We start from the raw sequence: 13,061 nt of genomic DNA on the forward strand, positions 1-13,061 counted from the left end.
ATGACCGATGCGGTCCACCCCTCTGATGATGCTCCTCACATTCCGGTTCTGATCCGCCCCTTGATTGCGGCGGTGTCACCCGTTTCTGGCCTGTGGCTGGACGGCACCTTTGGTGCGGGTGGCTATACGCGCGAATTGCTGAAGGCGGGCGCTGACAAGGTCTACGGTGTGGACCGCGATCCGCTGGCCTTTGAACTGGCGGCCCCTTGGGTCGGCGACTATGGCGACCGGATTGAGCTGGTTCAGGGGGTGTTTTCGCGCCTTGATGACTATGCCAGCGATCTGGACGGTGTTGTGCTGGACCTTGGTGTCAGCTCAATGCAGCTGGATCTGGCGGAACGTGGCTTTTCCTTCATGAAGGACGGCCCCCTTGATATGCGCATGTCGCAGGACGGGCGCTCGGCTGCGGATATCGTGAATGAGGCGAGTGAGACGGAGCTGGCTGATATCCTGTTCCTGTATGGCGAAGAACGCGCCAGCCGCCGGATTGCCAAGGCCATCCTGAAAGAACGCGCCGCTGCGCCGATCACCACCACGCTGCGGCTGGCGGAGATCATTGAGGGCTGCCTGCCACGTAAAAAACCGGGGCAGAGCCATCCGGCGACCCGGTCGTTCCAGGCGCTGCGGATCGCGGTAAACGACGAATATGGTGAGCTGATCAAAGGGCTGGAAGCGGCAGAACGGGCGTTGAAACCCGGCGGGCAGCTGGCCGTTGTCACTTTCCACTCGGTTGAGGACCGGATGGTCAAACGCTTCTTCCAGCAGCGGTCTGGCGGGGCAAAGACGACCAACCGCTACGCGCCGATGCAAGAAGCCGATCCGGCGCAATTTACGCTGAAATCGAAAAAGGCCATTGGGCCGGACGATCAGGAACTGGCGGAAAACCCAAGATCCCGCTCGGCCAAACTGCGGGTGGGAATCCGCACCGACGCCCCGGCCGGTCCTTGTGACCGCAAAGGTCTGGGCATGCCCATGTTGAAGGGTCAAAAGTAATGCGTTCTGTGTTTTATATTCTGACTGCTCTGGCCGTTATGGCCTCGGCCTATTGGGCCTACCGCGAAAATTACCGCACCCAGGCCGCCTTGGCCGAAAGCGAAGATATTCAGCGCTCCATCGGGGAGGCGCGGGCGCGTCTTGCGGTGTTGAAGGCCGAATGGGCCTATCTGAACCGCCCCGATCGCCTGCGTGATCTGGCGGACATCAACTTTGACCGTCTGGGTCTGTTGCCGCTGTCACCTGAACAGTTTGGCAATGCCGATCAGGTCAGCTACCCGCCCGAGCCTGCCACCTTGCGCATTTCTGATGCCATCGAGGTGTCCAACATGGAGGCGCTCAGATGATCCGCACGCCGCTGCGTCCGCTGGCCCAGATCCTTGAAGCGCGCCGGTTGGGGGAAAACCCCGACGCGATTGAGCGGGAAAATATCCGCCAGCGCCATGAGGATATGCGTGACCGCGCCCGCAGCCGTGCTGAGGGGCGCCTTTTGGTTTTGGGGCTGTTCTTTGCCTGCGCGTTCATGGCGGTTGGCGGCCGGATGGCGACCCTTGCCGCGACGGAGCCGAGTGAGCCGCGCGCCAATGCCTCGGGGTCCAGCATCGTGGCGCAACGGGCCGATATCGTGGACCGGCAGGGCCGCATTCTGGCGACCAATCTGGAAACCTTTTCACTTTATGCCGTGCCGCCGGACATGATTGAGCCGGAACATGCCGCCACCGAACTGGCGCGCATCTTCCCTGAGCTGGAAAAAGAAAAGCTGCTCAACGCCTTCACCGGCAAAAAGAAATTCCTCTGGGTGCGCAAGACGCTCAGCCCCGAGCAGAAGCAGGCGGTACATGATATCGGCGAGCCGGGGCTGCTGTTTGGCCCGCGTGAAATGCGGCTTTATCCCAACGGTCGGCTGGCGGCCCATGTCATGGGCGGCACCACCTTTGGCCGCGAAGGCGTGCAGGCAGCCGAAGTTGTCGGCGTTGCGGGGATTGAACGGCTTTTTGACAAAGAACTGCGCAGCCTTGCCAATGACGGCCAGGCGCTGGAACTGGCGCTAGACCTGACCGTGCAGGCAGCAGCCGAACGGGTGCTTTACGGCGGTATGAAGCTGATGAACGCCAAAGGGGCGGCATCGATCCTGCTGGATGTGCACACTGGTGAAATCATCTCCATGGTGTCGCTGCCGGATTTTGATCCCAATGACCGTCCGCGTCCGCTGGTGGAAGGCAACGCCAGTGACAGCCCGCTGTTCAACCGCGTGGTGCAGGGCGTCTATGAACTGGGCTCCACCTACAAGATTTTTGCCGCCGCGCAGGCGATGGAACTGGGGTTGGCAAACCCGGACACGGTGTTTGACACCCGTGGTCCCCTGCGTTGGGGCAAACATAAGATCCGCGATTTCCGTAATTACGGCAATGAGTTGTCGCTGACCAAGATCATCGTGAAATCCTCCAACATCGGCACCGCACGGGTGGCACAGCAGATCGGCACCGAACGGCAGAAGGATTTCCTGGGCCGTCTGGGGCTGTTGCAGGCCACCCCTGTTGAACTGACCGAGGCCTCAGGCGGTAAGCCCCTGTTGCCAAAAAACTGGTCTGAGCTGTCGACCATGACAATCTCCTACGGTCACGGCATTTCGGCCACCCCGATGCATCTGGCCGCCGCCTATGCGGCGATTGCCAATGGCGGCACCGTGGTCAAACCGACCCTGTTGAAACAGGACGGGCCGCAAAACGGGGAACGGGTGATGTCTGCCGCCGTGGCCGCCGCCAGCCGGACCATGCTGCGCAAGGTAGTGACCGAAGGCACCGCCTCCTTCGGCGAGGTGGCAGGCTACGCGGTGGGCGGCAAAACCGGCACCGCGGACAAGCCCAAGGAACAGGGTGGCGGCTATTATGAGGATAAGGTGATTGCCACCTTCGCTTCAATCTTCCCGGCGCATGATCCGAAATACGTGCTGGTGGTGACGCTGGACGAACCGGTGGAAACCTCGGGCGAAGAACCCCGCCGCACCGCCGGTTGGACGGCCGTTCCGGTGGCCGCCGAAATGATCCGTCGCGTCGCGCCGCTCCTCGGGATGCGGCCCGAGATTGAACCCACCCCGCTGGCTGATATAACCCTGACGTCGAACTAACTGGCACAGGGCCAGAGATCAGCCGGGAAAGGCACGCGATGGCAGAGCAGGGCAAAACGCTGACAGATCTGGGGCTGACCGCCGCAGCTGGGCGTAATCCAGTGATTTCAGATGTTTGTGTGGACAGCCGCGCCGTGTCAGAGGGGGCATTGTTTGTCGCGCTGCCCGGCACGCAGGTGCATGGCGCCCGCTTCATCCCGATGGCGCTGGACCAGGGGGCGGTTGCGGTTTTGACCGATGCCGAAGGGGCTGCGATGGCCCGTGATGCGCTGGATGCCGCCGAAGCCGCCGTTGTGATCGCCGAAGACCCGCGCCAGACGCTGGCCTATACCGCGGCGCTATGGTTCGGCGCCCAACCGGGCACGATGATTGCGGTTACCGGCACCAATGGCAAAACCTCGGTCTCGACCTTTGCGCGCCAGATCTGGATGGAACTGGGCGAAGAGGCGGTGAACCTTGGCACCACCGGGGTAGAGGGCGCCTGGACCGCGCCGCTCAACCACACCACGCCAGAGCCGGTGACGCTGCACCGCACCCTGGCCAAAGCCGCCGCTGAGGGCATCACCCATGCCGCGATGGAGGCCTCATCCCACGGGCTGGCGCAGCGCCGTCTGGATGGGGTGCAGCTGAAAGCGGCAGGGTTCACGAACTTCACCCAGGATCATCTGGATTATCACGAGACCTTTGAAGAATACTTTAACGCCAAGGCCGGCCTCTTTACCCGCGTTTTACCCGAAGAGGGCACCGTGGTTGTCAATGTCGACGACCCGCGCGGGCAGGATGTTCTGGGGCTGGCTCAGGAACGTGGCCAAAAAGTGATCCGCGTTGGTCGCACGCCCGGCTGTGATCTGCAGCTGCAGGGGCAGCGTTTTGACGCCACCGCGCAGGAACTGCGGTTTTCCTTCCGTGGCAAGGTGCACCATTGCCGCCTGCCGCTCATCGGTGGGTTTCAGGCCGAAAACGTCTTGCTGGCGGCGGGTCTTGTGATTGCCTGCGGCGAAGATCCCGATGCGGTCTTTGAAACCCTGCCGCATCTGGGCACCGTACGTGGCCGGATGCAGCTGGCCGCCACCCGTGAAAACGGCGCGGCGGTTTTTGTGGACTACGCCCATACGCCGGATGCGGTGGAAACCGCGCTGAAGGCCCTGCGCCCCCATGTGATGGGCCGGCTGGTGGTGATCGTGGGCGCGGGGGGCGACCGTGACCGCACCAAACGCCCGTTGATGGGGCAGGCCGCCGCCGAAAACGCGGATCTGGTCATTGTCAGCGATGACAACCCGCGCAGCGAAGATCCCGCCGTTATCCGCCAGGAGGTGCTCCTGGGCTGCCCCAATGCAATTGAGGTTGGCGACCGGGCCGAGGCGATCCTGCGCGGCATCGATGCGCTGGGGCCGGGCGATGCGCTGCTGATTGCCGGCAAAGGCCATGAAACAGGCCAGACCGTGGGCGATGTGGTGTACCCGTTTGATGATGTGGAACAGGCCAGCCTTGCGGTTTCGGCCCTGGATGGAGGTCTGGCATGACCCTTTGGACCGCAACTGAGGCCGCCGCTGCCACCGGCGGGCAGGCGATTGGCGACTGGCAGGTCACCGGTGTGTCCATCGACACCCGCACCATTCAGCCCGGTGATCTGTTTGTCGCACTGAAGGCCGCCCGCGATGGCCATGATTTCGTTGCGCAAGCGCTGGAAAAAGGGGCTGCCGCCGCATTGGTCAGTCACCGCCCACCGGGCGTGGCTGAGGATGCGCCGCTGCTGATCGTTGACGATGTGCTGCCGGGGCTTGAAGCACTGGGGCGCGCCGCGCGCTTGCGCACTGCGGCGCAGGTGGTGGCCGTCACAGGGTCCGTTGGCAAAACCTCGACCAAGGAAATGCTGCGCGATGTCTTGTCGGCGCAGGGCAAAACCCATGTGGCCGAAGCCAGCTACAACAACCACTGGGGCGTGCCGCTGACCCTGGCGCGGATGCCGGCCGACACCGAATTTGCGGTGATCGAAATTGGCATGAACCATCCCGGTGAAATTGCCCCGCTGGCCCAGATGGCCCGGCCTCATGTGGCTATGGTCACCACGGTTGCCGCCGCTCATCTAGAGGCTTTTGAGAACATCGAAGGCATCGCGCATGAAAAGGCGGCGATCTTTGACGGGCTGGAGCCGGGCGGCGTGGCCGTCAGCAACGGCGATCTTGATACGGCAGCTGTCCTCGAGGCCAAAGCGGATGAGAGGGCAGCAGAAACCCTGCTGTTTGGGGAAGCTGAGCGCAACGCCTATCAGATCACCAAACTGTCGCTGATTGACACCGTCACCGTGGCAGAGGGGCAGGCGGGCGATCTGCCGGTTCTTTACAAAATCATGGCCGCGGGGCGCCATTTTGCCGTCAACGGCATGGGCGTTTTGGCCGTGGTCGATGCGCTGAAACTTGATGTGGCGCTGGCCGCCGCCGATCTCGCCCGCTGGGCCCCGCCTGCGGGCCGTGGGCAGCGTGAACGGATCCAGCTGGACCCGGTGCTGAGCGAACAGGCGATTGAGCTGATCGATGACGCCTTCAACGCCAACCCCACATCCATGGTGGCCGCGCTGGAAGTGCTGGCCGCAGCCAAACCGCAGGACGGTCTGGGCCGGATCGAAAAGGGCCGCCGCATCGCGGTGCTGGGCGACATGCTGGAATTGGGGCCAGAGGAAATGGCCCTGCATGAGGCGGTGGCGGATCTGCCCTTCCTTGACGGCATTGACCTTATCCATTGTGTCGGCCCGCGGATGAACCGCCTCTGGGCCAGGTTGCCGGACAGCATCCGTGGCGATTGGGTCGAAGAGGCCGAAACCATGGCCGATCGCGCCCATAGGTTGATCGATGCCGGCGATGTTGTGCTTGTTAAGGGGTCTAAGGGGGCAAAAGTCTCCAAGGTTGTTGACGCGATAAGAAAACTGGGCCATGCCGCGCCCCAATCTGAACAAGAGGCCTGAGCATGCTCTATTGGTTGACCGAACTCTCGGACGGTGGCGACTTCTTTAACCTGTTTCGCTACATCACCTTCCGCGCCGGTGGCGCCTTCATGACAGCGCTGATCTTTGGTTTCCTCTTTGGCAAGCCGCTGATCAACGTGCTGCGCCGCAAACAGGGCAAAGGTCAGCCCATCCGCGATGATGGCCCCGAAGGTCATTTTGTAAAGGCCGGCACGCCGACCATGGGCGGGCTGCTGATCGTTGGGGCGCTGTTGACCTCCACCGTGATGTGGGCGCGTCTGGACAATCCCTTTGTCTGGCTGGTGCTCTTTGTGACCATGAGCTTTGCCGCCATCGGCTTTGCTGATGACTTTGCCAAAGTCTCCAAACAGAACACCGCAGGTGTGCCCGGTAAGGTGCGACTCTTGTTGGGGTTCCTGATCTCGGGCATCGCGGGCTACTGGGCCACGATGTATCACCCCGAAACGCTGCAGAACCAACTGGCGCTGCCGGTGTTCAAGGACACGCTGCTCTATCTGGGTTACTTCTTCATTCCCTTTGCAATGATCGTCATCGTGGGCTCCGCCAATGCGGTCAATCTGACCGATGGTCTGGACGGTCTGGCGATCATGCCGGTGATGATCGCAGCTGGTGCGCTGGGGGTGATCGCCTATGCAGTGGGCCGCGTTGACTTCACCAGCTATCTGGATGTGCATTACGTGCCGGGCACCGGGGAGATCCTGATCTTTGTCGCGGGCCTCATCGGCGGGGGCCTGGGCTTCCTGTGGTACAACGCCCCGCCTGCGGCTGTCTTCATGGGCGACACCGGCTCGCTGGCCCTTGGCGGTGCCTTGGGCGCAATTGCCGTGGCCACCAAGCATGAGATTGTCTGGGCCGTGATCGGTGGCTTGTTTGTGGTTGAGGCGCTGAGTGTCATCATTCAGGTGCTCTACTTCAAACGCACCGGCAAACGCGTGTTCCTGATGGCCCCAATCCACCACCACTATGAGAAAAAGGGCTGGGCCGAACCCCAGATCGTGATCCGCTTCTGGATCATCGCCCTGATCCTCGCCATGATTGGCCTCGCCACGCTGAAAGTGCGGTAAAAAGAAAGCACCCCACGGGGTGCTTTTTTATGCGGGGAGGGGGCGCTCGTACGTAACTACCGCGGATCTCCATTTCTGTAACGACTGTTCAAGCCCAAAGCTGCTTTTGGTCGCGGGTTCTTACTTCTATTATTCAACTCCTCATTGCAGACATCATTTGGGCTAGTATAGCGTGCGCCTAGATTGATGGAGGCAAAGCTATTGAAAAACTACGTGATTGTTGGATTGCTGGGTCTTGTTGCCGCTTTGGTCATCGGCATAGAGCCTGTGCAGCGGACAATAAATGAGGCAACGCAAAAAGGCACTTTAAAGGGCGTTGAAAGTTGCATGGACTATTCGGATAGTGAACTTCTCTCTGACGATGCAATCCGAACAACATGCGTAAGCACGTTTCAAAAACGTTTATTTCGACAAGACCACGCGACAGGGCGTGCCGGACCAAGAATGATCGAAGGAAGCTTGGGCTGGGGAGGCACACTTGAAAACAAGACACCAGATCATGTCACCACTTGGGTAAAGATTTCGGTAAGTATTTTCGATGAGGAGGGAAAAGAAAATGAACACTTCACAGAAACATCGATATGGATTGATCCGTTAGGCAAAACTGAATTCAGTGTAGATCTGCCGGACGTTGAGGCCGAGCAAATTGAGGCCTTCAAGTTTTGCGATCATGATGATGCAGAACCGAAGGCGTGTTTCACTTGGGGTGTCGCAGATGTGATGGGCCTTACGGTCTAGTTTCTGGGTGGTTCGCAAAAAGGTGCGTCCCCAATTTAGAGAGCTTTTTGCTCTTGGTCCCATTCCGTCCCTCCACCACCCATCCATCCTCCCCCCACACAATCCCCCACTGGCAAAGTTGGGCATAATTCGGTAGCGCTGAACAAAGCAAGTTTATGGGGGCGTGTATGATTCCGGTATCGGGTTTTGAGGGCAAATCGGTTGCGGTGTTGGGCTTGGGCCGGTCGGGCCTTTCGGCGGCGCGCGCATTGGAGGCCGGGGGCGCCACGCCGGTCTGCTGGGATGACAATGCCGCCGCACGTGAACGGGCTGAGGGGGAAGGGTTCGAAATCCGCGATCTCAGCCGCAACAGTGCTTTTGAGGGGATCAGCTGGCTGGTGGTCAGCCCCGGTATTCCGCATCTTTACCCCAACCCGAACAAGGTGATCGCCGCCGCCTGGGAGGCTGGCGTGCCGGTCGACAATGACATCGGCTTGTTCTTCCGCTCCTTCGGGTCAGGCGAATGGGACATGTATGACCAGCCGCCGCGTGTTGTGGCCGTAACCGGCTCCAACGGCAAATCCACCACCTCAGCCCTGATCCATCATGTGCTGACCGAGGCAGGCAAACCCGCGCAGCTGGCCGGCAACATCGGGCGCGGTGTCCTGGATATCGACCCACCTGAGGATGGCGGCGTGGTGGTGCTGGAGCTTTCCAGCTACCAGACCGATCTGGCGCGCGCGCTGACGCCTGACATTGCCGTCTTTACCAACCTCAGCCCGGATCATCTGGATCGCCATGCCGGTATGGGCGGCTATTTCGCTGCCAAACGTCGCCTCTTTGCCGAAGGTGGGCCGGACCGCGCCATCATCGGCGTGGATGAGGCGGAGGGCCGCTATATGGTCAACCAGCTGACCCATGGCGCGGCGGATGATCGGGTGATCCGGATTTCTGCGGCGGGGAAACTCAGCGGGCCTGGCTGGAACGTCTTTGCCCGCAAAGGGTTCCTCAGCGAATACCGCAAAGGATGTCAGGCCGGATCCATCGACCTGCGCCAGGTGCCCGGGCTGCCCGGCGCGCATAACCATCAAAACGCCTGCGCCGCCTATGCCGCCTGTCGCGCCTTGGGGCTGGCGCCGCGTCTGATCGAGGATGCGTTCCACAGCTTTGCCGGTCTGCCGCACCGCAGCCAGCGGGTGGGCGAAAAAGACGGTGTGTCCTATGTGAACGATTCCAAAGCGACCAATGTCGATGCGGCGCTGAAGGCGTTGCAGGCCTTTGACAACATCCGCTGGATCTGCGGCGGCTTGGAAAAAGAGGGCGGCCTGGAGGCGCTGCAACCCGCGTTGCGCCATGTCACCAAAGCCTATGTCATCGGCCGCGAAGCCGCCAATTTCGCCCTTCAGCTTGAGGGCTGTGAGGCTGAGGTCTGCACCACAATGGCCGAAGCCGTGGCCCGCGCCAGTGCGGATGCCGAGCCCGGCGATACCGTGCTTCTGGCCCCAGCCGCTGCCAGCTTTGACCAATACGACAGCTTCGAAAAACGCGGTGAGGATTTCATCGCCGAGGTTGAAAAACAACTATCCCGCTGACCCTGATCGCACTGGGGTGATTTGACAGGTGACCGCTGAGCTGCAAGGCTTTCTCCATTATTTTATGGATTGGAGAAAGCTATGTTTAAGAAAAGTCTTTCGATCACCTGTGCCCTTTTTCTGGCGGCAACTTCCGCTTCGGCGGAGATGGGGTTCGTCACCATTGATACCGATCAGATCGGCATAACAACCCCGCTGACCTGGTGTGAAATGGACCCGGCCTGTGATCCGCTGCCGATGGCCAGTATTGAGGCCTTTGCAAATCGTGCCAAGGACAACGCGGCCCTGATCATGTATCGCAGCCCAAATGAAGGCGATGCATCGCAGGAGATGAAGCAACTGATTGCTGACCTGAACACCCATCAGGATGAGACAATCAAGGTCTGTATTGAACAGGTCAAATTGGCGGGCGGTCCTGACGCCACACCACCAGACGGTGTTGAATATATGCCCTGTTACGGGCAGGAGTTTCTGCAGTCTCAGGTCTTTAACTTTGACATGGGGGCAAATGCCGTCGTCCCGACGATCGGGGTTGTCGATATTGCTGCCGGCCGTGGGGACCGTGATTTGGCGGCAAAGTTCATGGAGCAGTCAGGGTTCAATAAATCGGTTCTGGGAAAACTGGCGGCCGGAACGGATTTCAGCGCAATTTCCAAAGACATCACACTGACCGGGGACTGGCGGGATGTTCCTGTTCACGTCGGCACCCAGATCCCCGAGATTTGCACGATGATCCTGTGCCAGCAGACATTGGAGCTCGGCGGTGGTGGGATTTGTGAACAATGCCTCGGCCAGTCTGCGGCCTATTTCCAGCCGTTGATGACGCCGGATCAGGGCCCGGCCCTCGCGACGGATCTGCTGAAACTTTACGAGTAAAACTGCGGGGGCGTGGGGCGATCACCCGCGCACCCGGATCGCTGTGCCCGCCGCATGGCCCGATGACCAGGCCCATTGGAAGTTGAAGCCGCCCAGCCAGCCGGTGACATCTGCAGCCTCACCGATCACGTAGAGGCCGGGGACGGTTTTGCTTTCCATCGTTTTGGAGGACAGACCGTCGGTATCGACGCCGCCCAATGTGACCTCAGCGGTGCGATATCCTTCGGAGCCTGAGGGCAACAGCCGCCAGTTGGTCAGCTGGTCACACAAGGTCCGCAAAGCAGAATCGGATTGGTCAGCCAGCCGCGCCTTCAGGCCCAGATCCGCGCTGAGGTGGTCAATCAAACGACCGGGCAGCAGCGGGCTGAGCGCGCTGCTGAGCTGTTTGCGACCGGCCTTTTGCCGCTCCTGGCGCAGAAAGGTGAAGGGATCGGAGGCTGGCAGCAGGTTCAGTGAAATTTCCTCCCCCTCCCGCCAGTAAGATGAGATTTGCAGGATCGACGGGCCGGAGAGGCCGCGGTGGGTGAACAGCAGCGCCTCCTCAAAGCTTTTGCCGCCTGCCGTGGCGCGCACTGGCAGTGAGACGCCTGAAATGTCCGCGAAGCGTTTGTCAGAAAAGGTCAGCGGCACCAGCCCGGCGCGGGTGTCGGTGACCGCCATGCCGAACTGACGCGCCAGATCATAGGCGAGGCCCGTGGCGCCCATCTTGGGGATCGACTTGCCGCCCGTGGCCAGCACCAGCGCGTCACAGGTCACGGTCTTGCGCTTGCCTTCGCTTTCGATCCTGAGGGTGAAGCCGCTTTCGGTTTTGGCAACCTCAGTGATGGTGGTTTTCAGCCACAGCGTGGCGCCAGCCCGGGCCATTTCATCCAGCAGCATAGCGATGATCTGTTTGGCGCTGTCATCGCAAAACAGCTGGCCCAGCGTCTTTTCGTGATAGGCGATGCCGTGGCGCGCCACCATGTCGATGAAATCCCACTGGGTGTAGCGGGCTAGCGCCGATTTGTGGAAATGCGGGTTGCCGCCCAGAAAGTTTTCCGGGCCCGCGTACATATTGGTGAAGTTGCAGCGCCCGCCGCCCGAGATGCGGATCTTCTCGCCCGGGGCTTTGGCATGGTCCAGCACCAGCGTGTCGGGGCCTGCGTGGATCGCACACATCATACCGGCGGCACCGGCGCCAAGGATCACGGTTTTATAATGGCTGGATTTCTGCATGGGCGCGGGGTGCCTGACTGGGCACAAAATTGCAAGTGATCTGACGCATGGGGAGGGAGGGATAGGAGTATTTATCGGATCATTGAAAGGGACATCTTGCGCCCACAGCACAGCCTGTGCAGCGCGCGGGAATATCCCTAGCCTGATTGCGGCTTTCGCGGTATCATGCAGTCAGACCCCGAAAAGGGGCAGTGATCGAGGCAGTAAGAGTAGTATCCCATGACAGCAATGGTGCATGGTTCCACCCCCGTGCGGGAAGGGGAACCGGTTCTTCCGAAGTGGTGGCGGACGCTGGATAAGCTGACCGTCTCCTGCATTCTGATCCTGTTTGGGATCGGGTTGCTTCTGGGGTTTGCGGCCTCACCGCCGCTGGCGGAAAAAAACGGGTTTCAGCCCTTTCACTATGTGGAGCGGCAGGCGTTTTTTGGCGGCCTAGCTCTGCTGGTGATGTTTGTCACCTCAATGATGTCGCCGCAGCTGGTGCGGCGGCTGGCGGTGATCGGCTTTGTCTGCGCGCTGATCGCGGTGCTGGGATTGCCGTTTTTTGGCACTGATTTTGGCAAAGGCGCGGTGCGCTGGTATTCGCTTGGCTTTGCGTCCCTGCAGCCGTCGGAGTTTCTGAAACCCGGCTTCATTGTGGTGGCCGCCTGGCTCTTGGCGGCCAGTCAGGAAATCAATGGCCCGCCGGGGCGGCTCTGGTCCTTTTTGCTGACCTTTGGCATTGCGGTGGTGCTGGCGCAGCAGCCTGATTTTGGTCAGGCCTCACTGATCCTGTTTGGCTGGGGGGTGATGTATTTTGTCGCCGGTGCGCCAATGATGCTGCTGGTTGGTATGGCAGGGCTGGTCATTCTGGGGGGCACCTTTGCCTATCACAACTCAGAACACTTTGCCCGCCGGATCGACGGTTTCATGAACCCCGACATCGATCCGACAACCCAGATTGGCTACGCCACCAATGCGATCCGCGAAGGCGGCTTCTTTGGTGTGGGTGTTGGTGAGGGCCAGGTGAAATGGTCGCTGCCGGATGCCCATACCGATTTCATCATTGCGGTTGCGGCTGAGGAATACGGTCTGGTGCTGGTGCTGATCGTGATCGCGCTTTACGCGCTGATCGTGATGCGGTCCTTCTACCGGCTGATCAAGGAACGCGATCCGTTCATTCGCCTGGCCGGCACCGGTCTGGCGGCGATGTTCTCGGTACAGGCGCTGATCAACATGGGGGTGGCGGTGCGGCTTTTGCCCTCCAAGGGGATGACCCTGCCGTTTGTCAGCTATGGCGGGTCTTCGATCATTGCGGGGGGGATTGCCGTCGGCATGTTGCTGGCCTTCACCCGGACGCGGCCACAGGGGCAGATCGGCGACATTCTGCGTGGCCATCGCCGCTGAGGGGAGAGGGCGCTTTCCAAAGGCGCGGCTTTTCTTCTAAAGACAATGCTTCGGGGCCTGCCGACCGATCTGGCAGCGGCCCCAAACGGAATGTGACGGAATATCTG

11 protein-coding genes are annotated in these 13,061 nt (G+C 60.7%); 10 read left to right on the forward strand and 1 reads right to left on the reverse strand.

The annotated features are described in order from the left end of the window. The 9 genes from rsmH (at position 1) to TL5118_RS03000 (ending at position 10,353) form a co-directional block, all read left to right on the forward strand. Positions 1-993 (forward strand): 16S rRNA (cytosine(1402)-N(4))-methyltransferase RsmH, encoded by a 993-nt coding sequence (gene rsmH / locus TL5118_RS02960; protein WP_058243850.1) that lies wholly within the window; start codon positions 1-3, stop codon positions 991-993. Continuing rightward, entirely contained in the window at positions 993-1,340 is a 348-nt protein-coding gene (ftsL, locus tag TL5118_RS02965) for a cell division protein FtsL (RefSeq protein WP_058243851.1), read from the forward strand. The genes rsmH and ftsL overlap by 1 nt, the downstream gene beginning before the upstream one ends. Beyond that, complete coding sequence (locus TL5118_RS02970) at positions 1,337-3,121, forward strand: peptidoglycan D,D-transpeptidase FtsI family protein (protein ID WP_058243852.1); 1,785 nt, start codon at positions 1,337-1,339, stop codon at positions 3,119-3,121. The genes ftsL and TL5118_RS02970 overlap by 4 nt, the downstream gene beginning before the upstream one ends. 38 nt (positions 3,122-3,159) lie before the next feature. Then, complete coding sequence (locus TL5118_RS02975; protein WP_058243853.1) at positions 3,160-4,644, forward strand: UDP-N-acetylmuramoyl-L-alanyl-D-glutamate--2,6-diaminopimelate ligase; 1,485 nt, start codon at positions 3,160-3,162, stop codon at positions 4,642-4,644. After that, entirely contained in the window at positions 4,641-6,083 is a 1,443-nt protein-coding gene (locus TL5118_RS02980) for a UDP-N-acetylmuramoyl-tripeptide--D-alanyl-D-alanine ligase (RefSeq protein WP_058243854.1), read from the forward strand. The genes TL5118_RS02975 and TL5118_RS02980 overlap by 4 nt, the downstream gene beginning before the upstream one ends. Positions 6,084-6,085: 2 nt before the next feature. Further along, positions 6,086-7,168, forward strand: a complete 1,083-nt coding sequence (mraY, locus tag TL5118_RS02985; protein WP_058243855.1) for a phospho-N-acetylmuramoyl-pentapeptide-transferase — start codon at positions 6,086-6,088, stop codon at positions 7,166-7,168. A 201-nt stretch (positions 7,169-7,369) separates the two neighbouring features. Further along, on the forward strand, positions 7,370-7,906 hold the full coding sequence (locus TL5118_RS02990; protein ID WP_242601719.1) for a hypothetical protein: 537 nt from the start codon (positions 7,370-7,372) through the stop codon (positions 7,904-7,906). Between the two features lie 167 nt (positions 7,907-8,073). Beyond that, positions 8,074-9,477, forward strand: coding sequence for a UDP-N-acetylmuramoyl-L-alanine--D-glutamate ligase (gene murD, locus TL5118_RS02995; RefSeq protein WP_058243857.1), 1,404 nt, complete (start codon positions 8,074-8,076; stop codon positions 9,475-9,477). A gap of 81 nt (positions 9,478-9,558) precedes the next feature. Continuing rightward, positions 9,559-10,353 carry a hypothetical protein gene (locus TL5118_RS03000; RefSeq protein ID WP_058243858.1) on the forward strand — a complete coding sequence of 265 codons (795 nt, stop codon included), beginning with the start codon at positions 9,559-9,561 and terminating at the stop codon, positions 10,351-10,353. Between the two features lie 21 nt (positions 10,354-10,374). On the opposite strand, the gene TL5118_RS03005 is transcribed toward TL5118_RS03000, so the two are convergent. Then, the gene (locus TL5118_RS03005) at positions 10,375-11,568 is read right to left on the reverse strand and encodes a BaiN/RdsA family NAD(P)/FAD-dependent oxidoreductase (protein WP_058243859.1); all 1,194 of its coding nucleotides are present in this window, start codon (positions 11,566-11,568) and stop codon (positions 10,375-10,377) included. 219 nt (positions 11,569-11,787) lie between these two features. On the opposite strand from TL5118_RS03005, the gene ftsW reads away from it, so the two are divergent. Then, complete coding sequence (gene ftsW / locus TL5118_RS03010) at positions 11,788-12,954, forward strand: putative lipid II flippase FtsW (protein ID WP_058243860.1); 1,167 nt, start codon at positions 11,788-11,790, stop codon at positions 12,952-12,954. Positions 12,955-13,061 lie beyond the last annotated feature (107 nt).

Source organism: Thalassovita autumnalis (assembly GCF_001458255.1).
Taxonomy (GTDB): Bacteria; Pseudomonadota; Alphaproteobacteria; order Rhodobacterales; family Rhodobacteraceae; genus Thalassobius; species Thalassobius autumnalis.